Annotated in this window: 26 protein-coding genes; 2 read left to right on the forward strand and 24 right to left on the reverse strand. The window is 54.9% G+C overall.

Annotation, left to right across the window (positions count from 1 at the left end):
• Positions 1-6: 6 nt before the first annotated feature.
• The 21 genes from traG to ACQUTD_RS17885 all read right to left on the reverse strand — a co-directional run bounded on the left by traG (position 7) and on the right by ACQUTD_RS17885 (position 18790).
• Complete coding sequence (traG, locus tag ACQUTD_RS17785; RefSeq protein ID WP_473277393.1) at positions 7-3222, reverse strand: conjugal transfer mating-pair stabilization protein TraG; 3216 nt, start codon at positions 3220-3222, stop codon at positions 7-9.
• Positions 3223-3261: 39 nt separating this feature from the next.
• Positions 3262-4626: a conjugal transfer pilus assembly protein TraH gene (traH, locus tag ACQUTD_RS17790; RefSeq protein WP_129364017.1), complete on the reverse strand. Its 1365-nt coding sequence runs from the start codon at positions 4624-4626 to the stop codon at positions 3262-3264.
• Positions 4619-4876, reverse strand: coding sequence for a hypothetical protein (locus tag ACQUTD_RS17795; RefSeq protein WP_473385722.1), 258 nt, complete (start codon positions 4874-4876; stop codon positions 4619-4621). Before ACQUTD_RS17795 ends, traH begins: the two co-directional genes overlap by 8 nt.
• 26 nt (positions 4877-4902) lie before the next feature.
• Entirely contained in the window at positions 4903-5502 is a 600-nt protein-coding gene (gene trbB / locus ACQUTD_RS17800; RefSeq protein WP_473277395.1) for an F-type conjugal transfer protein TrbB, read from the reverse strand.
• The gene (locus ACQUTD_RS17805; RefSeq protein WP_473277396.1) at positions 5492-5716 is read right to left on the reverse strand and encodes a hypothetical protein; all 225 of its coding nucleotides are present in this window, start codon (positions 5714-5716) and stop codon (positions 5492-5494) included. The genes trbB and ACQUTD_RS17805 overlap by 11 nt, the downstream gene beginning before the upstream one ends.
• Positions 5717-5803: 87 nt before the next feature.
• The gene (gene traF / locus ACQUTD_RS17810; protein WP_473277412.1) at positions 5804-6586 is read right to left on the reverse strand and encodes a type-F conjugative transfer system pilin assembly protein TraF; all 783 of its coding nucleotides are present in this window, start codon (positions 6584-6586) and stop codon (positions 5804-5806) included.
• On the reverse strand, positions 6586-8445 hold the full coding sequence (gene traN, locus ACQUTD_RS17815) for a type-F conjugative transfer system mating-pair stabilization protein TraN (protein ID WP_473277397.1): 1860 nt from the start codon (positions 8443-8445) through the stop codon (positions 6586-6588). Before traN ends, traF begins: the two co-directional genes overlap by 1 nt.
• An 8-nt stretch (positions 8446-8453) precedes the next feature.
• Complete coding sequence (gene trbC / locus ACQUTD_RS17820; RefSeq protein WP_473277398.1) at positions 8454-9071, reverse strand: type-F conjugative transfer system pilin assembly protein TrbC; 618 nt, start codon at positions 9069-9071, stop codon at positions 8454-8456.
• 7 nt (positions 9072-9078) lie between these two features.
• Positions 9079-10083, reverse strand: a complete 1005-nt coding sequence (gene traU, locus ACQUTD_RS17825) for a conjugal transfer pilus assembly protein TraU (protein ID WP_473277399.1) — start codon at positions 10081-10083, stop codon at positions 9079-9081.
• Positions 10068-10409, reverse strand: coding sequence for a hypothetical protein (locus tag ACQUTD_RS17830; protein WP_129364012.1), 342 nt, complete (start codon positions 10407-10409; stop codon positions 10068-10070). Before ACQUTD_RS17830 ends, traU begins: the two co-directional genes overlap by 16 nt.
• 67 nt (positions 10410-10476) lie before the next feature.
• The gene (locus ACQUTD_RS17835) at positions 10477-10686 is read right to left on the reverse strand and encodes a hypothetical protein (protein WP_129364011.1); all 210 of its coding nucleotides are present in this window, start codon (positions 10684-10686) and stop codon (positions 10477-10479) included.
• Positions 10687-10837: 151 nt separating this feature from the next.
• Positions 10838-11119: a hypothetical protein gene (locus ACQUTD_RS17840; protein ID WP_473277400.1), complete on the reverse strand. Its 282-nt coding sequence runs from the start codon at positions 11117-11119 to the stop codon at positions 10838-10840.
• Between the two features lie 59 nt (positions 11120-11178).
• Positions 11179-11814 carry a type-F conjugative transfer system protein TraW gene (gene traW, locus ACQUTD_RS17845; protein WP_473277401.1) on the reverse strand — a complete coding sequence of 212 codons (636 nt, stop codon included), beginning with the start codon at positions 11812-11814 and terminating at the stop codon, positions 11179-11181.
• Entirely contained in the window at positions 11811-12236 is a 426-nt protein-coding gene (gene trbI, locus ACQUTD_RS17850) for a type-F conjugative transfer system protein TrbI (protein ID WP_473385724.1), read from the reverse strand. Before trbI ends, traW begins: the two co-directional genes overlap by 4 nt.
• Positions 12218-14827, reverse strand: a complete 2610-nt coding sequence (gene traC / locus ACQUTD_RS17855) for a type IV secretion system protein TraC (protein WP_473277403.1) — start codon at positions 14825-14827, stop codon at positions 12218-12220. Before traC ends, trbI begins: the two co-directional genes overlap by 19 nt.
• Positions 14827-15372 (reverse strand): type IV conjugative transfer system lipoprotein TraV, encoded by a 546-nt coding sequence (gene traV, locus ACQUTD_RS17860; protein ID WP_473277404.1) that lies wholly within the window; start codon positions 15370-15372, stop codon positions 14827-14829. Before traV ends, traC begins: the two co-directional genes overlap by 1 nt.
• 39 nt (positions 15373-15411) lie before the next feature.
• Positions 15412-16803 (reverse strand): F-type conjugal transfer pilus assembly protein TraB, encoded by a 1392-nt coding sequence (gene traB, locus ACQUTD_RS17865; protein ID WP_473277405.1) that lies wholly within the window; start codon positions 16801-16803, stop codon positions 15412-15414.
• Positions 16800-17540: an F-type conjugal transfer protein TraK gene (gene traK, locus ACQUTD_RS17870; RefSeq protein ID WP_473277406.1), complete on the reverse strand. Its 741-nt coding sequence runs from the start codon at positions 17538-17540 to the stop codon at positions 16800-16802. Before traK ends, traB begins: the two co-directional genes overlap by 4 nt.
• A gap of 12 nt (positions 17541-17552) precedes the next feature.
• The gene (locus ACQUTD_RS17875; RefSeq protein ID WP_473277407.1) at positions 17553-18134 is read right to left on the reverse strand and encodes a TraE/TraK family type IV conjugative transfer system protein; all 582 of its coding nucleotides are present in this window, start codon (positions 18132-18134) and stop codon (positions 17553-17555) included.
• A gap of 3 nt (positions 18135-18137) precedes the next feature.
• Positions 18138-18440, reverse strand: coding sequence for a type IV conjugative transfer system protein TraL (traL, locus tag ACQUTD_RS17880; RefSeq protein ID WP_473277408.1), 303 nt, complete (start codon positions 18438-18440; stop codon positions 18138-18140).
• 2 nt (positions 18441-18442) lie between these two features.
• Positions 18443-18790: a type IV conjugative transfer system pilin TraA gene (locus ACQUTD_RS17885; protein WP_088222304.1), complete on the reverse strand. Its 348-nt coding sequence runs from the start codon at positions 18788-18790 to the stop codon at positions 18443-18445.
• A 195-nt stretch (positions 18791-18985) separates the two neighbouring features.
• On the opposite strand from ACQUTD_RS17885, the gene ACQUTD_RS17890 reads away from it, so the two are divergent.
• Positions 18986-19618 (forward strand): Arc family DNA-binding protein, encoded by a 633-nt coding sequence (locus ACQUTD_RS17890; RefSeq protein WP_473277409.1) that lies wholly within the window; start codon positions 18986-18988, stop codon positions 19616-19618.
• Positions 19619-19657: 39 nt separating this feature from the next.
• Here the strand turns inward: ACQUTD_RS17890 and ACQUTD_RS17895 are convergent, their stop codons facing one another.
• On the reverse strand, positions 19658-20050 hold the full coding sequence (locus tag ACQUTD_RS17895; RefSeq protein ID WP_088222306.1) for a relaxosome protein TraM: 393 nt from the start codon (positions 20048-20050) through the stop codon (positions 19658-19660).
• A gap of 626 nt (positions 20051-20676) precedes the next feature.
• Here ACQUTD_RS17895 and ACQUTD_RS17900 point away from each other — a divergent pair.
• Positions 20677-21201: a lytic transglycosylase domain-containing protein gene (locus ACQUTD_RS17900; protein WP_088222313.1), complete on the forward strand. Its 525-nt coding sequence runs from the start codon at positions 20677-20679 to the stop codon at positions 21199-21201.
• 35 nt (positions 21202-21236) lie between these two features.
• Here ACQUTD_RS17900 and ACQUTD_RS17905 read toward each other — a convergent pair whose 3' ends face one another.
• Complete coding sequence (locus ACQUTD_RS17905) at positions 21237-22058, reverse strand: DUF932 domain-containing protein (RefSeq protein ID WP_088222307.1); 822 nt, start codon at positions 22056-22058, stop codon at positions 21237-21239.
• 59 nt (positions 22059-22117) lie between these two features.
• On the reverse strand, positions 22118-22383 hold a 266-nt coding region (locus ACQUTD_RS17910; RefSeq protein WP_473385726.1), incomplete at its 5' end, for a hypothetical protein.

Genomic DNA, 22383 nt, shown 5'->3' on the forward strand with positions numbered 1-22383 from the left:
GCTCCTTTAACCTGCCTTTTTTCTCAGTTCATCAAGCTTACTCTGAATGTCCTGCTCGCCTGGTCTCTGGGTTATTAAATGCTGGTTTCCTTTTGCTTCTTCATTGCCCTTAACAAACCGACTCTGGGCACCTGCATGTTCTCCTTTTAATATACCACTGGATGCTTCAACAGTGGATCGGTTTTTCTCAATAATGCCTGAAGTATTATTAATTTCTTCTTCATTCCAGTTTTTCTTAGCTTCTACACGCCCCGCCATTTCCTGCTGCGCATTAAAGCCTGTTTCCGACTGCGCTTTCAGGGCCTCCTGATGGTGCTTAAATTCATCCTTCAGTTTATTTCCCGGCAGGTTGTCCGTTCCGTTAATATTATGCGTCTGGCCCTGCACGCCACCCTGTTGCGCCTGACCGGCAGCATGGCCTGTCACTGCAGCGTGACCCTCATGCCCGTGCGTCTGCGCCGGTGAAGGACCAGACTGCTGCCCGGAGGAGCGTTGTTCGATTACCCTGGCAGGTTGTACTGCCGGTTCCGGACGGCTCTGATAATCGGGTTGCCCCGGAACGGTACGGGTGATGCCAGACTGCATGGCTCCGTTTTGCTGATACCCGCCGGTGAGGTTACTGCCCTCCGAGGTGGACGCTTCCGCGCTTTCGCTACCATGACTGGCCCCACGGTTTTCGCTCTGTATTACCGGTGCGTCTCCTGATACAGACGGAGCAGAACTGTGGGACGTGAAGGCCTCATGACTGTCACCAGACCGCAGGTCAGAACGGCCCTGCTGATAGTCGCCCATAATTTCCGGTTTCAGTCGTTCGTTCACAAACTCCATCGCTGCTTCGCGGGCCTGAGGGGCGCTGGTCAGCATGGCCTGGGCTTTATCACCGTATTTATTGGCAGACCAGTTAACAAACTCCTGCGTGTAGTTCGCATCAAGGCTGGCGCTTTCGTTCTGGGACAGGCTGGCCATCCGGCTGAACTCATCGCTTTTCGTTGCGCTGGTCGTGTACTGATGGTACTGGCTTTTCGCATCACTGAGCGTGGCCGCCAGCTGCTGCACGTCGCTGGTCCCGGCATTTTCAGCATGGATTGCGCTGTCGGTTACCCGTGCGCTGGTCACCATATCCATACCCTGGCGGAAATCATTGACCATCTGGCTGTTTTTATCGTGACGGTTATCAATGCCACCAGAGTTGGTGGTCTGTGTACCATCCGATTCTGACATCGCGCCTTTATAGTCTACGCCACCATGAAGATTGATACTGGCCCCGGTCGCCATCTCACCGGCCTTGCCCCACAGGCTTTTACTGGTATCAATTTTTCCTCCCACCCCGACGTTAAAGCTTTCTTCATTTGATTTACTCATCAGGGTGTTATAGGCCTCCTGCGTCGAGATGTTATTCGCCTTCGCATAACTCTCTGCGGCCGACATCATCATGCTGGCCCCGCGACTCGCATTCATTGCCTGACTGTTTTCAGCCCCCTGCGTGAGGGTGTCACTGCTGCCTTTCTGGTGTGACAGCTGCGAGAGCTGGGACCAGCCACTGGTGACGCTGTGGTTGTAACCATCAAGCGACGTCTGCGCCTGCGTCTGGGACAGTCTCGCCTGCTCCTGGAAGCCGCTGCTGGCCAGCTGGCTGAGCTTCATGTTCACCGGCAGATTCGACATCGCACCCGATCCGTCGATCACGTTCATGCCGCTTGCCGTCATGGTGCGCGTTGAACCGTTGTCAGCCTGCCAGGTCTGCTGCCCCTGCCGCTGGGACAGGTTGGTATCCAGCTTGTTCTGGGAGACATTGTCCATCGACATATTGTTAAACGACCAGTTGCCGTCAGCCGTGGACGCTGCCACGCCGGCAGAACCAAAAGCAGCCGAACTGAGTACGCTGCCCGCCACCTGCGACCCGACGGAGGCGGCACCGCGTGTCAGGTAAAACGCCAGCAGGGGAATGGACAGGGAAAGGTAGCCGGCCAGATTCGCCACATCGGAATGCTGGAGGGCCACCACATCGCTGTTCGCCAACACAAGCGGTGTCCCGCCGGTCTTTGTCTGCAGCCAGAACGTCGCCGCATAATTGAGAATGGCGAACATCACCGGCCACATCTGGAAATACAGAAAGCCGCAGACATAGATTTTCAGCGTATTGAGGCCGAAAAGGGTGTGGTTTGCAGCCGCCAGCGCGATAACCAGCGGAAAGAGGCACACCAGGATCAGCATCAGCAGGGACTGCGCAAACGGCATGGTCCGGGTGGCCAGCTCACTGCCGGCCGCCCAGCTGAGACGCTGTTTTGTGGCGGCACTTTCTGTCGCCAGGTTAAGCAGGTTGGCGGTATCTGATGATCGTGCTGCAAAGCCTTTCACACCCTGCCGGATAGCCCCGTTGGTGACGTTATTTTTCATGATCTGCGCCGCCGTCAGGCCACCGGTGTAGAAAAACCCGTAACTCTCTCCCATTGCATTGGCCAGTAACGTCGCCCCGCCCACCTTGTTACCGAACACTTTCTGCGTCAGCCAGGCAAAGCTGGCGCTGCCGGGCTGTGCTTCAATATTGGCCAGCGTTTTGATTTCGTTAGCGGCCTGAACGCAGGTCAGAAATTCGCGGGTATAGGTGGTGGTTTTGTAGATCCCCCGCAGCGGACTCGGCTGGCTGGTAATGAGCGTCAGGGGGTCTGTTGAGTTCAGCAGCTGGTTAACCGTGTATTTGTGATTGAGCAGAATGTCACCAATCACACAGTTTTCCACGTAGTCCGGCAGCATCTGCGCCAGCTCCGGGTTTTGGGTACGAAAGTCACGCGTTTCCGCCACGATCTGCGATCCGAACAGCATGCCCGTTCTGGTGTAGGTTACTGAATCGGGCCGGGCCATCATCATGTCGTAAAGGCTGGCGATCCGGTATCCAATGGACGTGGTCAGCGAGGCGATTGCCGCAAGGCCAACAGGGACATTATCTGTCTTCCACACGGCGGCCGGGTCAGTAATGTCAATTATCTGAACAGACCGCTTGGGGACAACCAGCACCGTGGTGACCAGCATAAACACCGCCAGCCACTTCACGAACTCCATCGGGTTACGGGTTTTGATAAACATAATCAGCACCCCACCGACTGCGAAGGTGCCGGCAATACGCATCAGGGTAAGCCAGGTGCTGTTGCCCATAATACCGACCACAGCATCGAGGGCGGATTTCCACATGCCCCCGCCATAAATCGTGTAAATTTCAAGCATACTGCCTCCCGGAAGTGTGGCCGCAACGTAAGGAAATCATCATTGGTCGCCCCAGTGATAGTTGCTCTGATAAGAGCCGGAGATGATGGTGGAAACCTGCTGTTGCAGGTACTGCATGTTGCGGTCAATACCGTCCAGCGCGTTCTGATCAGCGGCTGACTGGAGCTTCATGTCGGCCAGCAGGCCCTGCGCATGCATGACGTTGTCACGCAGTTTAGACGCGGCTTCCTCCGGCCAGTTCTTTCCGGCCATCGCCAGACTGGCCTGCTTGACCAGCTCCTGCAGGTACTGGATCATCAGATCCTGCGCGATATAGTCAGCCACCTGGATGAGATACGTGGCGCTCATGCCCATGCTTTGCGCGTTGGTCAGATATTTGAGCACCGGCACGGACGTGGTGTTAACAAACCCTTTTTCCTGCTCCGTCAGCGCGGTGTCATCGGTGAGCTTCAGCTGCATGGACAGCATCAGGTTCTTCACAAGCGTCACCAGACCGTTACTTTCAGAAATGGTGATGTTGGCCACCACCGGGGCGAGGCAGAGCGATTCTTCATCACAGCCGTACACTTTCGCCGTCCCGCCCCGCATCAGGACCTTCACCAGATCGCGGTTATCAACAAGCGGCGTCAGAATGGTCACATCCCCGTTCCTGTTGAAGATGATGGAACCCACAGTGCTCATCACCAGTTCCTTCAGCTGACGGTTGCCGTTAAAAAGGCTGTTGCGGTTTAACGCATCCCAGATGAGGTTTTTGTTCTTGAGCACCTGGTCCTTTTGTGCGTCCGTGGCCTTGTTGGTCACCGTGTCGCCTTTACCGCCTACAGTGCAGCCCTGACGGGAAGCCGCCCAGTCTGCAAACATATTGGTTTCACCGGCAATGTCCTGACAGATTTTTTGCTGCGACACCTGCGTGACGGGCCATAACCCGCCGATGATGCCCTGCGCGGCCTGGCATGAACTCATGTTCATGGAGTTAACGTCACTGGCCAGCTTTTGCAGGAAGTCCTTTGCCTGCTTCAGCTCCGGCACCATCGTCTGCAGCGCCAGGTCAAACGCGTACCCGGCAGCGTTACTCATGATTTGCTTCACAAAGCGCTGGATTTCCTCCCCGCTGATCATGCTGAACGACCCCAGATAGGCATCTATCCCGCCGCACCCGGCGTTAAGAGAAGGCAGCTGCATCGAGATAAGCTGCACGTTTTTCACCGGGTTTCGCAGATAGACGGAACCACCGGTGAAGTAGCCGGCCGCCTGTCCCTGCCACGCCTGCGCCTGAGAAACGTTGCCGCTGTAACCCAGACTGCCAAAGAAGCCGTTCAGATCGCTGTTCACATCAGCGCGTGCCGGCGTGACCGCAATCCCAGCCAGAAATACCGCCGTGGCGGTCAGAAGGGCTTTAATCATGAAGGACGATCCCCCTGTTATCCGGGAGCCGGAACTGCCGGATGGCGTAGTGTCCGGCGGTAGTGAAGAAAAGGCCCGTACTGACGGAAATCAGCAGTAACACCGGGCAGTCACGCAGGTACACGGCGGTTTCCGGGCGGGGCATTGCACTGACCACAATCTGTGCCAGCAAGCCGTAGATAAAAGCCGCCACAAGAAACGCAATGCTGAAAACCAGCCAGCCGCGCTCGGAACGCGAAAGTGCATACATGTAATGTTTCATTTTTAGTCCGTTGCTTACTGAGGAGTGACCTGTGTACTCGCCGGCATCGGCGGCAGCTGTTGCGGGTCAACCTGATCCATATCAGCCTGGATCAGACTGGCGTAGCGGTTTTCCAGCGCGGGAATATCCATGACCCCCTGTGAGAGCGGGTACGCTTTCAGGGTATGGACATTGACCATAAAGACCGTTGGGGTGGCAATCGGCAGCCCGTTACCGAAGAATGTCATGATCTCATCGGCCAGCGGCGATGTCGGGCTTGTCTTGCGCGGTATCAGCGGCACCGGATAAGCGGTGTCACCGCCGCCATCCAGCGTGTAGGGATACACCCGGACACCGTGCTGATCGGCCCAGCTTTTAAGCACCGGATCAAACTTCGCGCTGTACTGGCAGTGAGACTGCATAAACAGCACCACGGCATAATCTTTCATGTCTGCCTGCCGGCCATCGGGCAGCGACATGAGGTTTTGCGCACTGACAGGCGGGGCGGCCACCGGTGCCGGCACGGGCATTGCACCCGCCTTACGCGCCTCAAGGGCCGCAATGTCTTCCCGGACGCCGGCATGGACCAGCAGCGGAAAAACCAGAAACAGCGTGGTGAGCAGATTACGGTTCACGGGGCACCTCCTTGTCAGCGTGATGCCGGTAATGCCGTAGCTGACGGTAAAAATCGGACAGCATCAGCAGCGCTGCCAGGCCCCACATGCCATACACAAGCCAGATAAGCATTTCCTGAGTAAACGAAACGGAGAGGGTCATCAGATCGTGCAGGCTCTTTATCACCATGCCCCAGAAGAACAGCCACAGGATACGGGTCAGGGATGATTTCATGGTTTCATGCTCCGCGTAAAACTGAACATGGTCACTGAACGGCACGGGTTAAACGTGCCGGTGTAAGCTTTCTCTTTCATGGGGACCTCAGAAGTTAGGTTTGAAGCCGTTTGAGACATTCAGGAAGCGTTTTGCCAGGTCATCCTGCGTCATGAAACCCCATGCGAGGGGCTGAAACTGGCGACTGCGCGGATCAACAAGGAACAGGGCCGGGAAGTGGCTGACGTTCATCGCTTTTATCTGGCCACTGTCCGGGCGACTGTCCGGCAAAGACGGAGCGAGCTGGCCATCGACGGAAACCGGAATAAGAGAAATACGGTTGGTTTTTGCAAAATCGGCCACCACACCTGCCATCTGCGCATCTATCGGGTCACTTCCCCGGTAGAAGTAAAACAGCCCATACTGCGAGGACAGTTTTGCGATGGCCTGCTCACGCAGCTGCTGATCGCGGGACTGAACCAGCGGCGCGGTGGAGTTGTAATGCGGAAACTCCAGGTTGTAATCCAGCTCAGGATTCGACAGCTGCGCGGCCGCAAACGACTGGCTGAACATCGACCCCCGGTCGGTCCAGAATTTCTGCCACTTCAGGAACGTCGCCGTGTTCTCGCGGGTCGGGTACAGGATGGCGCGGTTAAGCGCCTCCATCGTATAGCCCTTCAGCACCTTCGCCTGCTCAAGCGCGGACATTTTGCTCAGGTCCGGTACGGCAGGCTGCGGCGGCTCCGGCGCTTTGGGTACCGGTGCCTCCGGTTTCTTTTTCGGCTCGTTGTACCAGGACCAGCCGGTAAAAGGCGGTGCGGGCGAAATGATTTCTTCCGCCAGTGCCGGCAGGCTGACACTCAGCAGCAAAAGCGGGATCAGCCTTTTCATCATTTCCCCCCCGTCTGCTGGTTCACCTGGGCGGCGATGCGGTCTTTGACCTGTTTGACCATCACGCTGCTGTCAGGGATTTTCTGGTTATTCATGAGGTCTTCGTAGAAGTCAGCAAAGTTGATGCGGTCAAAGTCGATGTTCTGCAGCTCCGGCACCGTGATGCCCCGGCAGTTCGGGTTGTCACCGCTGCCGAAAGAAACGTGCAGCTGGTCGCGGCGGCCCTGCTCCTGAATAATGCGGGCCAGTTTGCCGCCAAACACGCAGTAGACTTTGCTTTTCTGAACACAGACGCCCAGCACTTCATGATCGCAGCGCTCACCGACACTGACGGTCACCTTTTTGGCTTTCGCCTTGCCCAGCGCCATTTCGTCACTGTTGCAGGCCGCAAGCCCCGTATCCTGCCCCCAGCCGCCATCCTTACAGCAGTTAGAGAACCCGGCACCGGCCTTGCGACAGCTCATGGTCTGGCCGGTAAAGGCTTTCACGTTGATGGTGTCGCTTTTCACATCCTCAGCCGCTGAGGCCAGACCGGCAAGTTTCGCCACTGCGGTATCAAAGCCGCTATCGCCGGCACCGTTGGTGTCATCACATTCCCCGGACTTGCAGATATAGTCCCCGCCGCACATCAGCCCGCCTGACTGGTATGTCTTCTGGCACTGCCATGTTTCAGTCTGATGAGTGCAATAACCGGCTTCTGAACTGGTACAGGTTTGTTGTGCCCGTGTGCAGCCTGGGTTATTCATGAGAGAACCACAGTTTCCTTTCGAATTCGATGGAACAATGTAGGAGTCCATGTATTGCCAGCAGGGGCTGTTGATGGTGTGTGTCTCTCCGTTCACTACCTGGGTTCGATCCCCTCCCTCGACGCTGCAGACTGAGCTGATTTGTGCAACTGAGGTTGATTTAGGGAAGTTACAGGCCTCTTGCCAGGTGATCGAAGGAACCCACTTCTGAGATCCAGAGCGAATGACAAGTGTCAGGGTGAAATAACGCTGTAATTTATCCTTATGCCACCATCTCATCGCCCATGAAGCTTTGTCCGCTTCATCGCCCGGTGCCTTAACGTTAGAAATCGTGTAATCAATCACATCACCCGCGTTTATCTGCTGCCCTGCCGGTAGCTGAATTGTGTCACTTTTCTCTGCCATCCTGATGGACTGCCCCAGGATAAAGAGCGTTGTAACGTAGTTCTTTTTATCGGCAAACAGGGTGTCATTGTGCCATTCATAGGTCAGTGTGGCGCTGATCACCACACCACCATACGGCACCGTTTTGCTGTTTCCTGCAGAAGTCTTGTCTTCAGAAAAAGCCGGATAAGATGACTCGGAGTCCAGGACAAAAGTCTTTGTTACATAATCGTCCTGCCAGCTTCCGGTCTGTGTTCCTGTACGGGTACAGGTCTGTACTTCGTACATATCTTTATCGCACTGAAAGTTTTCAAACGTCGTCTTGGACACCGTCACGGCCTTACACTGCTCATTTGTTCCGTTCAGCACGCCCTCAGAGCCAGCTTCAGCCTGCTTACCGATAGTGATAAAGGGCGCGTCAGGGTCAATGACCGGCACCGGGTTTTTCGTACCTGAATCAATAATGGTCTGACCGGCATCACTGGAGCCGAGCGCGACCTGTCCCTTATTGCTTAATCCGCCATCCCCGCCCGTCACACCGCTGTAATAGCCACTTTGCGGCGGGTTTGCGGTATAACCCGGAATGGCCCCGGTGACAGTGCCGGGGTTTTTCAGGCTGCCGGTGCCCTGGGACGCATTTGCTTTGCCGAAACTGGTGCCGGCATTAAAGGCGTCACTGTTGGCATCAGCGAATGCCTGCGTGGAAACGAGCAACGCTGCGATCATCATGAGGCATTTCATTTTGCACGCTCCAGCAGCTGTCGGGCGGTGGCGGCGCAGTCGCCTTGCTCAGCGACCTTTTCCAGCGCCTGCTGCAGTGGCAGACTGCCGCGAATAACATCAAAGTGGCCGGGACATGTCACCACCAGAGCCGGGACGGTGGTGATGTGATATTCGCTGAACAACGTCGGGTCGATTTGCACGCCGACCTTGTTATCTGTTTTAGACAGCTCGTACATGGCGCTGGCCGTCTGGCGCAGGTCGTTATTCACCAGCCCCCGGAGCGTGGCCGGGATACCGTAGCGCGTGGCATCCTGAAGCATCGGTAACAGGCCCTCGCGGGGCAGCCCCAGACTGACAAAATAAATGGCCGGGAAGCTTTTCCTGTCCGCATTCCCGCCGTCTGGCTGACCGGCCATATCATTCTGCAGGCGGGCGATCAGATCCTGCTGCGCCTGGGGTAAATTCAGTGTCTGCCCCTGCAGGCCGTCCTTAAACGCCTGCAGCGCCTGTTGCTGCTCCTTCATCCACGCCATGTCCCGACCGGAGACGGTGCCCTGTTCGCTGGCGGCCACCACAGGCGCACAGGCAAACAGACCGCTGACGATCAGCGTCTGAAAAAATGTTGTTTTCATTGTGACCTCATAAGTACACGCAGTTGCGCTTGCGCCAGAGCAGGTAACCGAAGTTTTTCTTTGACTGGGGCGAGTTATGGGGGGTGCCCCATGTCTGGGTACTGGCCCCGAACGGATGGCAGTTAGTGGTTTCGGGGTACATGTTGACCATCTGATAGCGCCACCGTTCTTTCGGTACAATAGGCGACGGGTATTCGTAACAGACGGCATAATCCGCACCGACCGTATTCATCACCAGCCCTTCCCGGTGCAGTTTGAAAGCCATCCGTTCGCTGACCAGAAGTGACGATTCGAGAGGTGAAAATTCACCGCTGGTATAGCCGGTGAACGGGTACATCGACCCCTGACTGCCGGCGCACCAGAACAGCGGCGACAGCGGCAGGCCCGCCGTACTCGATGCGGCATCTGCCGCACAGGCCGCCTGCGCGACCAGATTGCCGAACAGTGCCGCTTCCGGGTTGAGGATCATGGAGAGCGTTGAGTCATTCCAGAGCGGGTCCACTTCCGAGAGATAGGCAATATCCATATCACCGCCCTGAAAACAGCCGATGCTGGTCATAATGCTCAGCCAGGAAATCAGGGGGTACTTGTACCAGTGGACGTGGTAAAACGCCCCGGCGGCAGGCCTGTCACTCTGCCCGGCGGTTCCCGTCCCGGTACGACCGAGATTGATTTTAAACCCGCCCATATTGACCATGACGCCCGGCTCGCGGGTCACGTCCGTCATCGCGGTGGGTTCCCAGTACCCGATTGCCAGACCTATCCGGTACAGCACGCCGTAAGAGCAAATCTGAATGGGGGATGCCGGGTTACTGGTATCCGGCTGCGGCCCGGAGGCCAGTTTGATGCTGCCCAGTGACATCGGGAACAGGCATTTCCAGCACACATCAGAGATGGGGTTTACCCAGTGGCCATCACCGGCGTTCGCCGCTGCCACGGCTGACGGCGACAGGCCGCAGAACAGGATCGCCGTCGCAAACGACAACCAGAGCCGCTTTATTTTTCGCCGCATGGTGCCTCCCGCAACCAGATACACACCGGGCCGTCATCTTCATTTTCATGAAGGGATCCGACAAACCACCCTGAACCTGCCGGGCTTTCAGGTTTCCACTGCGTGAAAGCCCCGGTCATCGCGTACTGGAGCGCGGCAACAGATCCGTCTTCGGTGTCCATTGCCGTCAGCACCATCTCAAGATGGTTCGCCGCAAGCCAGGCATCAAACTCGCCCGGACGCCCAAAGTCACGATCGTCAGCGGGGGTGAAATAAAGAGGGTGTGAGAAGAAGCCGAAGCGATCGCGGACAACCGGCACCGGCCCGATTTTTTCAGGTTGAGACATGGAATTGACCTTTAAGGAATGCCGCGACCACCGGGAAAGCGGGCGGGCTGATTACGGGAGCGAAGACTTAACGGGCGGCGGCTTCCAGAATGGCAGCTTCACGCTCTTTTTTGGGGAGACGGAACAGAACAAGCAGGGCACCACGCAGAATAACGGAACGGTTATACAGCGGGTTTTCACCCAGAATGGCAATAATTTCAGCTCTCGCCTGTTCATCCAGGCGCATGGAAGAAATATCGGCAATTCGTGTCCTTTTACGGTCAGGATCTCTTTGCACAGGGATACCTCAGTAAGGAAGTTAATCAGAAGGCGGTCTGGCTGACTGGCTGAGGCGGAGCGCAACAACGTGAGCACCGAACAGCCTGACAGCCGGGGCGGCTAATAATGCCACCCGGTATTGAGCCAGAGCGACAGGGCTGCCGGTAACATCAGCGCCATTCGCCTGTCTCCATCATTCTCTGCCGGATAGTTTCAACGAGGAACATCGGAAAGCGCTCATCACGTTCTGTTGGTTCTGTCAGCGGCTGATCAACTGTTCTCAGCCAGCGGAACCAGACCTGAGTGACAAACACGTTATCCCAGGATTCGATTTCCGGATAAATGTCCTTGATGATGTGTGCCGTGCCTTTGCGCGGCGGCTTTTGCGGTTTTTTTTGCGTCGGGCGACAGTGTTTAAGCTCAGGGCACAGGTCGCCTAATGTGGTGGCCATAATCAGCTCCGTTATAAGTCATTACCGGTATTTTTGAGAGACGCTTTACAGCGGGGTACTCAGGGAGAGGGTTGCTTTCCCTTTACAGGGATTTCTTCAATCTTCAGCACCCGATCGTCACGGGTAATACGGACCGGCGTATGCTCAAAACCGAATTTTGTGGTGAGCACCCCGGCCTGGTCGAAGTAGATCCGCTCATCGAGCGCGTCGCTGGTTTCCTTAATGTTGCCGTTGACCAGAATGACCTTGCTGTTTGTGCTGCCGGCCAGCTGCTGCCTCACCCACGTCAGCTGGTCGCGGTTATCGCCATCAATGAAATAGAGCGTCTGATCAAACGCCACCTTGTCGAACGGATTCACCTGATCGCCCTTACGGGCAATGATATTGCCTTTCATGTCGGTAATGGTGCTGGCCACCGTAAAGGTCGGGTCATAGCTGAACGTGCGGTACGTTATGGCCGGGGACAGGCCTGCCACCGGCGGCGGCCGCACCGCGTTCTTTTTCACACGCTCAATGGCTTCATTTTTCAGCCGGGCCAGTTCCCCGCTTTGTTCCATTGTCTGCAGCCGGTCCTGAATAAAAACCAGCATATCCTGTTCAGCCGGCTCAAACACCGCCCCCCACGTTCCGAGGTCTTTTGCCCCGGCCGCTGCCGTGAGCGCCAGTAAAATCACGCCTGCCAGTTGCGTTTTCATTGCACCTCCAGCATACGCTGCGCAATCTCATTGCGGATTTGCGGGGTAATATCGCCCTGCGTGCTGACCACAGCCGGCGACACCAGGATGACCACGTTGTGATCGTGCTGCCAGTCACTGAGGCTTTGCGTCAGCGCCGCGTTGAACCGACGGGTGAGCATCTTCGCGGTAGCCTCCTCCAGTTTCTGCTGCGCCGACTGCTGCATAAACATGTCCACCGTGCCCTTCATATCGAAGGTCACGATGACCGGCGTGGCCAGCCGGACCGTGAGCAGACTTATCGCGACGTTGGCCGCCAGCGCAGCCGTTATGCCCAGCGCCCACATACCCCATTTCCGGCCACTTCCCTTCAGGTTCATACCTTCGCGCACTGCCACGGCACCGGATGTTTCATCTGATGTCGTCATGCTGCTTTCACCCATTCCTCAAGCTCCTTAAGCTCTGCACCAAACTCTTTTTCGGCCAGCAGGTACGCGGCTTCTTCCGCCGTGGCCCCGGCTTTCTGGGCTTCCTGCATGAACGTAAAGTCCTCGCCCTTCGAGCTGAACATGGCGCGCGTCACCGGATCGACAAACAGACGGTGGAAGGAGCTGAACTCCCCGGCCGTGATCAGCAGTGAGCTGAAGCCCGTATTGAGTGCTTTCTGGAAGTAGCGGATCACCTCCTGTTCAACAGGCAGGAACTGATCCGGGTTGTCAGACAGGTACTGTTTGAAGGCTTTCGCATCCTGCAGAAGGGTGATTTTGGTGGAGCTGTTGTTCCAGGCCGCTTCGGCTTCCTTACTGGCGGTGAAGTCCTTGATACCCTGGGTGATGGTGACGAACGCCCCGCGATGGCGGCGCACGGTACGATAACCGGTTTCGATAAACCGCGCCGCGTGCGGGTTGGAGCCACCGAGCAGTCGCCATGCCTCATCGATAATGCAGACCTTTTTAAGGTTTCGCGGACTGTGGTACATCTTTTCCTGAATCGCGAGAATGAGCGAAAACAGGATCGCAGAGAGCAGCTTCGGCTTGTCTTCCAGACTCAAAAGTTCCAGCACCGCAAAGCGGGTTTCCCCGTCAAGCGTAGGCGTGGCCGCGTTGAAGTATTCGCCGTCAGGTCCCCAGGTACAGTAGGTTTCCAGCAGCATCGCCAGTTCAGCCAGGCGCGAGATAATGGTGGGTTTATCCGCAAACGCCTCATTGATTTCTGTACTGGTCAGATAGTTATGCACGTCATCAATGCGCGCCTCGTTTTGCTTCAGTTCCCATGCGTGAACGACCGCTTTTTGCAGAATGGCTTCAAACACCGCGTCCAGCGCCGCCGTCGGGCTGGCCAGTACTGCCAGCAGGCGCACAATCCCTTCTGCAGACTCATCGATATTTTTCACGTTCGCAAAGGGGTTAAAGCGCAGTTTCGCACCGTCGAGATACACTCCGCCCGCCTGGTGACAGTAGTTCTTGTAACTGTCACCCATATCAATTACATAGCCAAATCCGCCGGCATTCAGCACGTCGCGCAGGATCCCCTGCGTCAGGAATGATTTACCCGCCCCGGAGGTGCCTGTTACCGCGATATTGAAGTTGGTGCTGCCGTTTTCCTCCCCGAACATGTCGAAGAAAGCGACCTGATTGCGGTAGGTCGGCAGTGGCATGCCCTTATGCGACAGCTGGCGCTCGCCCACCACCGGCATCAGATTGACTGCATTCCAGCTTTTGGCGCGCAGTGTCGCCCCCGTGGCTTTGAGGTCTTCCCACATGCCCTCCTGAATAACAAACGGGAAACCGGCCAGCCAGTTACGCATCTGCTGATACTGGGGCGCGACCATCTCCAGTTCGTTTTTACGGAAGACGTTCACGGCCGCCAGTTCACAGGAGAGCGCATCCTGATCGTTATCCGGGGTGAACAGCGTCAGGTTAAAGTAGAACCGGCAGAGGGAAATTTCATTACTGTGCAGCTGCTCGCGGGTCCGTCGCCACTCCTCTGCGGCCCGTTTTGTGCCGGGGAACAGCTGGCCGTAAGCGGATGCGGCCTTTTTGCTTAAATCCATATCCTTGCGCATCGCCTCACCCTGGCTTTTGGTCTGTTCCTCAAGCTCGATAGTCCAGGTGAGCATGAAGGGACAGGGAATACCCAGATCGGGATAACGCAGGTTCTGCAGGTTATCGGCCCCCTGCCAGAGCGCAAAGCGTTTGGGGTTTTTGGCCAGCTGCATGTTGACGACACGACAGGCAGACGCGGGTTCACGCCGGGTCGTGACGTTGTGACCGGCTTCTTCCGGCAGCTCAAGGCGGATATACGACGGGCGCACATTAACATCAATGCCCTGGTCGACTATCTGACGGTTAAGCAGCTCGTCTTCGTTATATTCCGGGCTGGCCGGCATGACCTGCGCGTGACGGTAGTTGGTCAGCTCGCGCATCACAGACAAAAACTCGTTCACACCGGTGTTGACCGTTTCAATGCGCGCGGCATCAAGTGAGACGCGGATGGTGTTGCGGACCTGAATCAGCTCATCGGTCAGTTGCTGGCTGTGGCGCTTCATGGCCTTGCCGTAGACGATAAACACCCGGTAATTGCGCAGGTACAGCGGGTATTCCCGCTTGTTAGCCAGGCCTTTCAGCGCAGAGCGCTCCCAGAAGGCGCGGGTGATTTTGTTCAGGTGTTCAGCAATATTGCCTTTCCACATATCATTACTGACGCCGTTCCTGATCCGCTCCCCGACACACTTGCTGGCGACCATTATCACGGTGACCGGTGTCTTGCGGGGCAGCTTCTTGCGCAGCATGTCATCCAGGGCTGCGACAATCTGTTCATTCGCGCCCGGCAACGGTGCGGCTTCCATAATGAAGCCCGCCGTGCCGGTATTAATAAAGAGATCGTTCACATCATCGTAGTAACGGTACGGCAGGGACGCGATAAGCGAGGGATAATCCCACGTCTGCTGCAGGTTGGCTTTTGCTCTTGCCGCCCCGTCAGCCTCATCACGCCCGCGTATGAGGCTCATTACACTGTCGAGAAAATCACTCATTATTCCCCGCCCTCCCCAATAACCCGAAACCCTTCATCCCAGCGGGATTTGTTTTTCACAAACTCCACGACAGCGGGCTGATGAAAGTTGTCGTCAGTATCGACCCAGGGGGCGATCCACAGGCGCTGCGTGGCATCAGGAATACGCTGCGCGGTCACCCGCCCGGCACCGGTGTCCGGTTTCACGGACAGGGTGTTAACCACCGTCCGGCTTGTCAGAGAGGATCGGACAGGCGTACCGGCAATCGGGCGCGGAGTGAGTGTGGAAGGCGCGGTGTAACCGGTTGGTGCGACAGAGACAGGCCGGGAAGGACTGATAGCCGGGGCTGTGTTACGCAGTGCCGGCAGGGTTTCACCCGCAGGCTTTTTTACGCTTTTCTCAGCGGTCAGGTCATCCAGACTTTTACCACTGGCGGCCAGTTTGTTGGCTTCCGCCGTAGTCAGACACTGGTCAGTGGCGGTTTTGTTGCAGTCAAAATCAGAGTTCATACCGGCGCAGCCGGTCAGTGCGCTGCACAGCAGTGCAGCACCCAGTAGGTTTTTCATGGAGTCACTCCGGTTGGCGTTCAGGATTGAGAGGCGGATTTAGTTAATGGTGTCACCCAGGCGCAGCTGGCTGGCCTGACGCAATACTTCATCAGGACTGATATTGCCGGTGGATGTCGGGGACGACGTGGAGGCGGTAGTCGGTGCTGGCTGAGCAGCATTCTGTGCCACATTGCTCACGGTTTGTGCCGCAGCCTTGATACGTTCCTCGTCCGTCTCATCGATATTTTTAAGCTGGAAGCCCTCCTGGAACACAACAGTGACCGCGTTCCCGGCACCAATATCGATAACCGGGTGATACTGCTCGGCACGTTTGATCCAGTACTGGCTGAGATTGTCAGCTGCCTTATTGGCTCCCCCGCCAAACCCCTGTTTGAGTACATCTCCTGCGCCGACATCAGCCGTGGCACCCAGCCCGACAGAAGGTGTCGAGGCTGATTTAATGCCTTCCCCGATACCTGACAGGAAACCTGCGCCGGCGGCGTAACCAACAATCATGCCGTTACGCATGACCGGTTTACCCCTGATCCCGCCCTTGCCCTGATAGCTGACATGGCCTTCAAAAACCATATCAATGGGTGCGCCGTGCTTCGGCATACAGCTGAGGTTCTTTGTGCGGACTTCGCCACGCTCACTGGAGATGTCACCCCAGATTTCGCCTGTGACAAAACAGCCGTCCAGGTCGTATTCGTGGTTGTTTGGCATCTGCACCTTACCCTTCAGGCGGATGGTGACCGGACGGGTATTCTGCTGGCCGGTGACGCTGGCGTTCGCATCGGCCCCTTCAATCAGGATGGCATCAGTGAATGACCCGGAGGGTATCCAGGGCAGTTTAGGTCCCTTCTTTTTCAGGCTGTCGTAGGTGAATGTGGTGGTGGTCAGCCCGCCCGTCATGCGCTGGCCACTTCCTCCCGGATAAAACCCGGCTCCCTGATTTACGTTAACAGCACCACTGGCGGTCGGTGTTGCGGTGTAAACAGGCGGGCGGGTCTGACCGGCAGCAACAGGACCCGGCAGTGGTGTGCCATCCGGACCAGCAGGTGGTGTCTGCTGTCCCGTGGGGGTGTTGCTGCCAGCCGGAACGGGGGGCTGTTGTGAAAGCCGCAGAATCTCCGCATCTCGCTGCGCGAGTTTCTGCTCAAAGGTGGCGTTCTGCTGATTGAACTTTTCAAGCAGCTGGGCCATTTGCGACTCAAGTGAAGACGTTTTTGCCTGCTGCTGTGCGAGGGCCGAGGCGTTGACTTCTTCGTTAAAGGTGGCGGTAACGACGCCGGTCATATTGGGTGCCGGTGCGGCGCCGGCATTCTGGGGGGCTTTACTTTCGCCCCCGTAGAGCATGATGCCGGTGGCGGCGGCAGCAGCGGTCACGATTATCCCGATAAGGATGGCCAGCTGTTTACGGCGGGTGGTGATATTGATGTTGAGGCTCATTGGCGTGGCGCTCCGTCATCTGAAAAAACCACCCAGGCAAACCCTTCCCCGCCGGCATACAGCTCGTTATGTGAGAGCATGACGGCGCGGACACCCTTGCGCCAGAAGTCGCGCTCCCGCAGGGCCACGGTCACATAGCCTGGGTTCGTCATGCGAAAACGCACCACTCGCAGATGTGAACCGATGAACTGCCGTTCCGGCGTCAGGCGCACCGCAATGCCGGGGGTGTAAGCCGGCATTCTGCTGACCGGCAGTTCGGTATAGTCATCCGGCACTTCTCCCCGCACCACGGCGCGGGACAGGGTGACCAGCGTTTTTTCATAGCTCTGACCTTCTTCCCAGGCCTTTGCTTCTTCATTACTGCGCACCGGCATACTGAGCGGCGTAAACCGCAGGGTGCGGCCGGTGCCGGGTTTGGGCTGAACGTTCAGGCTGACGGAAGTACCGCCCGCCGTCTGCAGAAAGACCGTAAAATTCTGGCCACCGAGAGGCGAAAGCAACAATGCGCCTTCCGGTGTGGTGCTCTGGTCATAAGCGCCTGCTGGCCCGCTGAGACTGGTTACGAGTTCCCCGTCAATGATAATTTTGTTGGGGTTGGTGTTGCTGAGCGTGACGCTGAAACTGGCGTCATTCTCAAACGGTATGGCGGCGGGACCGGTGGCGGCCCGGAGGCCGCCGTGAAAGAGTCCTGTAGCCAGTAACACAGTTGCAGCTGCCGGTGAAATGCGGATTTTCATGGGCAGTCCTTGTTAGTGTGGGGTCGCGACGGGCACAAGCTCTGAGAAGTCCAGCAGGTTGATGATGCCGTTCTCATAACTCATGTTCAGCCGGTAGGTTTTTTCCTGGCTGTCCAGGGCGGTGGTGATACTTCCGTTGGTGGTTGACGGGTAAAGCGTCAGGCTCATGTCGACAGTGCCGGGGTCAATAATCCGGATGTCATGCAGTTCAAAGCGGGTGGTGATGCCTCCTTTTTTGATCCGCTCCGCCTCCACATCCAGAACCTTCTTCAGCGCGTCCCGCCTTTCGGCGGGCACATAACCGAGCAGCATTTTCTGGTTGCCGTCGATGGACTCAGGACTGACATTCAGACGCCAGTAAAGAAAGGACGTGGCGAACATCGTCATGCCGGTGCTGTCTGCTGATTTCGCATCTGAGGAAAAGGGATGGTTATAGGTCATGGGCGTGGTGATGGTTTTTTGCGTGGTGGCAAAGTGCCAGGCCAGCGAGCTGGAGAGCACCGTTCCTGCCACACACAAAATACTCAGAACAGAGAGGCCAACAAATGCGGTACGAAGATATTTATCGCGCTCTCCTTTAATCCTTAATTTCATTCCTTACGCCCTCCAGTGCCGGAAACAGGAGTCAGGTATCTGGCGGAAAGTGACTTTGAAAATAATAAAAGGCAGGTGCCAGTAGCAAAAATTCAGCATCCAGTAAGTACCCTGCCCTTTCTTCAAATATCTGACCAGCCACCACAGCAGGCCCGCAATAACAGACAGCACCGTCGACATGTTGCACAGCACCCCGGTAACAACCAGAGGAACCACAACAATAAATTCGTCGACGGGCAGGCCAATAATGCGTTCCTGCTGATTGAGTGTTTCCGGGAAGTAATATTTATCATCTTCCCCGTTCATGATTAGCTCGCGATTGCGAAACCAACGCGGGTGAAGATGATACAAATAACCAGACCAACAAAGACCAGCGGTGAACGAACTTTGATGTAGGTGAATAACGCCATCACAATTTCAGCGATATAAAACCATTTAATAAGTGAGGAACCAGAACCGAAGGTGGAATTAACCGTGGTGTTTTGCGAGGACAATAAATCAGTGCCGGTTGCATGGGCCACTTTCGTGACCAGCATCAGCAGCAAAACTGAACTCGCGATATTACAGATGCGTTTTAAGTTAAATTTATTGATTGCAGCACGGAATAAAGACGCTACCGCCCATCCCTGTGTGGTTTCAAGGGCATTACCTTTCATGCTTGAGTCTCCGATGTATACAAAGTGAGGTTGCGTAAGTGCTTGTTTACGCAGGCGCAATTGTCTCATGACCCTAAAAAAAAAAAACTGTGACGGACTTCACACTTTTAATCATTATTAAGAATTATCTGACGCACGCCGGGATATATCCTTTGTCAGGCAGGAGAAACCCTGTGGTGCCAGGAATCTATTGATATGAAAGTTAAAGAAAATATGTGGGGTAAGCGTGGACGACCCCGTAAGTTCCATGCCGGTGAAACAATTGAATGGCGACTACGGGCACCGGATAATTTGTTAATGGAGCTGAGAATCTGTGGGCGTTTAAGCCGAAAGAGTATTAACGATGAGATAATTTCGCGTTTATTAATCTCGCTGAATTATCAGCCCGACCGCGCCGTTATTCGCACCGCGCAAGGAGAGCGCCTTGTTGCGCTCGCGGTGAAATTTGAGCAGTGGCTGGATGATTTGATAAAAACGGATGACAAACCCGCTGAACAGGAAAATAACGCGTCAGCACATGAGGAAGTCTGGATGTGGCGGGAAGGCGAACGGGTGCTTATTCCGGGCAAAACGTCAGGCTACAGCATGCGCATTCCGGAAAATCTGGCTGATGAAATTCGTATTATGGCGCGCATACACAAACGCAGCCTGAACGATGAAATGCTGACAAGACTCATGAATTCTCTGGGTTATTTGTCTGACCGCTTACTGGAGCAGAATGAAGATGCGCAGGCGCTTAAAGTGCTGTGTATGGCATTCGAGTGGTATCTGAAAGAGAAAATAGCGGAAGCGGAAGACAGAGGCGCATCAGCTGAAAAACAGGAGTAGCGATGCAGGGAACGGGCCGACATGATGTCGGCCTTTTTTTTAATTCGTGTCACTCAGGAAATGCTGAGACTCGCCCTGCACTTCCGCCGTATTGATTGCCGAAATATTCGCATTGATAAGGTCATCCAGAGAGCCTTTGTAATCCGGGCCTTTAACTGATACATAAATCTCTGAAAGCAGTGCGGTCAGTATCATAATACCTTCACGTGAACCGCTCACCTTGCGGATAAGGTCACGCCGGAAACCTTCCAGATCGAAACTGGAGCCGTCTTCTCTTGATTTGTATACCATCAGACCCAGTCTGACCAGTTCATTTACCATCGAGGAGTAGTTAACATCAGCTTTAGTCGCCCCCTTCTGAATCTCTATTTCAATAATATCTTCAATCTCACGATCGATTTTATCTTTAAAGTATATGTTTTTACGGGGCATTATATTTACCTGTACCGATAAGCAGTGCCTGATTAGGCACTATTAGAGACATTTTAAGGATGTTCTTAAACGGGATTTTTCATAATATCGTCTCTCTCTGATCGATGTGTCAAGCATATTAGTGATTTATACAGGTGTGTTGGCACGGCACCATGATGTGTGTCAGGACGGCACTAACGTTAAAAATCACCTAATCAACCTACTGATTTTTATAGTTACACACTTATCACACACTCAACAGTGCCTGTGTTGGCACCAACAGGTGTGTCAATCAGGCACGGGTAAGTGTGTTATTCCGGCACTGTGAAGTGTGCTAATTAGACCACCTTTTCACCTCATACCTCATGACAACGCTTAGAGTTTAAGTATAACTAACTGAAATCAAAGAATTAATCTGCAAGACAACGTCTTGCGTGGGGTGTGATGTTTTTTATGTTGGGTAAAGAGCGGCGTTTAATAAAGTGGATCGGTTGGGTTTCTCTTATATCCCGTCGTGTGAAAAGACGATCCACAGCGCCCCATGCGCGTCTGTAATGGATTATCTTGATAAAAATGATCGCCGCGCGTATTTTTATAAACGCCTCCCTCCTGGCGCATATAAACTCCTCTGGCGGATAATACGCAAAATGAAAAAAGCACCGTTCCTTCTTCTGGTTTTCTCAGTCTCCTGCGGCGCAGCACCTCAGCTGTGTTTTAACCAGGCCGGAAAGGACTACAACATTGATCCCCTGCTGCTCACTGCGATTTCAATACAGGAAAGCAGACTGCGACCGGCAGCCATAAATAAAGCCAACCGTAACGGGACGGAGGATGTCTGTGCGATGCAGGTGAACAGTTCACATTACGGGAAACTTGAAAAGTTTAATATCACGCGGGAAAGACTGCTGAATGAACCCTGTATATGTGTTTACACCGGCGCATGGGTGCTGGCGCATAACTTCAGGGCATACGGAAAAAACTGGGACAGTGTGGGAATGTATAACACCGGACCTTCACCGAAGGCGATCAAAGCACGGCGTGAGTACGCCAGAAAAATAAAGAGTATTTATCGTGTTCTGCTGGCAAGAAAGATTATTGAGGACAGGCAGAACGCCGATATAAAAGAAGTACCAAAGCCCGCTGAAAAACTCCCGGCGCTCGCGTCGAACTGAATAAATAAAAATCCCCGGTTAACCGGGGATTTTTTTCAGGCTTTCAGCTTAGCCATTTCGTCGGCCAGCTTCCACAGCGCCCGGTTTAATTTCACGTCACCGTCAATTCCTGTGACAGGTCGCGTCCGGCTACGCTTCCCGGTTTTCGTCTGCGCGGGCAGATGCCCCTTAATTAAATTTTCCTGCACGCGGTTAAAGGTGGTCCAGATGTCTGTTTTTCTGTCTTCATAGCGGCGCGGCTCAAGAATTTGAGAAGCTGTAACCGGCTGATGTTCTTCGCCGTATTTATATTCAAGCGCGGCATTTGCAAAAAGGCGCTGTTCGGACGGTGAAAGGCTGACGGATTTAAGCAGATCCATACTTTCGTCCACGTCCTCAAAGGTTTTAAGCACTTCAAACGCGCCCTCAATAACCTGGCTGACAATATCCCCTTTATGCGGGACACGGATTTCTCCGAACGTATCACCGCAGACCATTCCGTTTGTACAGACAAAACGAAACATGCCTGGGATCATCTGGTAACTGCTGGAACCGTCATGGCTGTTAAGCAGAATTATTTCCGGTACTTCGCTGCCGTTAATTTGATCGAGACGGCGCAGGCGCAGCATATGCTTTGTAAAATCGCGGCGCTCCGATTTATTTACTTTTGTCTGACACGCAAAGAACGGGGCAAAACCTTCTTCACGCAGTTTATCCAGAATAGTAATAGTCGGGATGTAGGTATAACGTGAGGAACGGGATTCGTGTTTATCACCGGTAAATACGCTTGGAACATGGCGCGCCAGTTCGTCATTAGTCAGGGCACGTTCTTTACGAATTACGGTAGCTGCGCCAAAACGGCTGGATAATCTGGTCATTTAAGTTTCTCCTGTTCAGTTTTTATTACCCGGCAATATTCGCCGGGTGGGATTTTCAGTTATGCCGGAATGCCGCTTAATACAGCCATAAATTGATCCTGCGGAATGGATGCCGCCACGGGCCATCCATCGACTGCCCACACCAGGACGGTTACGGCGTTATCTTCTCTGTTAAAACAGATCAGATCGCCGCCAGCTGGAGGCACAAAAAAGGTGGGCTGCTTCTGGTGCATGGCGTGCTCCTGGACGTAATAAAACAGGTCCAGACACTGCATGAAGGTGACAGGCTTCTGTCCTGCTCCCCCCATCTTCCTGGAAGATTCAT

Source organism: Enterobacter sp. K510 (genome assembly GCF_055804875.1).

Coding starts and splice junctions, on each gene's coding strand:
- traG (WP_473277393.1), bottom strand. CDS start 3,222: ATGCTTGAAATTTACACGATTTATGGCGGGGGCATGTGGAAATCCGCC.
- traH (WP_129364017.1), bottom strand. CDS start 4,626: ATGATTAAAGCCCTTCTGACCGCCACGGCGGTATTTCTGGCTGGGATT.
- ACQUTD_RS17795 (WP_473385722.1), bottom strand. CDS start 4,876: ATGTATGCACTTTCGCGTTCCGAGCGCGGCTGGCTGGTTTTCAGCATT.
- ACQUTD_RS17805 (WP_473277396.1), bottom strand. CDS start 5,716: ATGAAATCATCCCTGACCCGTATCCTGTGGCTGTTCTTCTGGGGCATG.
- traF (WP_473277412.1), bottom strand. CDS start 6,586: ATGAAAAGGCTGATCCCGCTTTTGCTGCTGAGTGTCAGCCTGCCGGCA.
- traN (WP_473277397.1), bottom strand. CDS start 8,445: ATGATGATCGCAGCGTTGCTCGTTTCCACGCAGGCATTCGCTGATGCC.
- trbC (WP_473277398.1), bottom strand. CDS start 9,071: ATGAAAACAACATTTTTTCAGACGCTGATCGTCAGCGGTCTGTTTGCC.
- traU (WP_473277399.1), bottom strand. CDS start 10,083: ATGCGGCGAAAAATAAAGCGGCTCTGGTTGTCGTTTGCGACGGCGATC.
- ACQUTD_RS17830 (WP_129364012.1), bottom strand. CDS start 10,409: ATGTCTCAACCTGAAAAAATCGGGCCGGTGCCGGTTGTCCGCGATCGC.
- ACQUTD_RS17840 (WP_473277400.1), bottom strand. CDS start 11,119: ATGGCCACCACATTAGGCGACCTGTGCCCTGAGCTTAAACACTGTCGC.
- traW (WP_473277401.1), bottom strand. CDS start 11,814: ATGAAAACGCAACTGGCAGGCGTGATTTTACTGGCGCTCACGGCAGCG.
- trbI (WP_473385724.1), bottom strand. CDS start 12,236: ATGGGTGAAAGCAGCATGACGACATCAGATGAAACATCCGGTGCCGTG.
- traC (WP_473277403.1), bottom strand. CDS start 14,827: ATGAGTGATTTTCTCGACAGTGTAATGAGCCTCATACGCGGGCGTGAT.
- traV (WP_473277404.1), bottom strand. CDS start 15,372: ATGAAAAACCTACTGGGTGCTGCACTGCTGTGCAGCGCACTGACCGGC.
- traB (WP_473277405.1), bottom strand. CDS start 16,803: ATGAGCCTCAACATCAATATCACCACCCGCCGTAAACAGCTGGCCATC.
- traK (WP_473277406.1), bottom strand. CDS start 17,540: ATGAAAATCCGCATTTCACCGGCAGCTGCAACTGTGTTACTGGCTACA.
- ACQUTD_RS17875 (WP_473277407.1), bottom strand. CDS start 18,134: ATGAAATTAAGGATTAAAGGAGAGCGCGATAAATATCTTCGTACCGCA.
- traL (WP_473277408.1), bottom strand. CDS start 18,440: ATGAACGGGGAAGATGATAAATATTACTTCCCGGAAACACTCAATCAG.
- ACQUTD_RS17885 (WP_088222304.1), bottom strand. CDS start 18,790: ATGAAAGGTAATGCCCTTGAAACCACACAGGGATGGGCGGTAGCGTCT.
- ACQUTD_RS17890 (WP_473277409.1), top strand. CDS start 18,986: ATGAAAGTTAAAGAAAATATGTGGGGTAAGCGTGGACGACCCCGTAAG.
- ACQUTD_RS17895 (WP_088222306.1), bottom strand. CDS start 20,050: ATGCCCCGTAAAAACATATACTTTAAAGATAAAATCGATCGTGAGATT.
- ACQUTD_RS17900 (WP_088222313.1), top strand. CDS start 20,677: ATGAAAAAAGCACCGTTCCTTCTTCTGGTTTTCTCAGTCTCCTGCGGC.
- ACQUTD_RS17905 (WP_088222307.1), bottom strand. CDS start 22,058: ATGACCAGATTATCCAGCCGTTTTGGCGCAGCTACCGTAATTCGTAAA.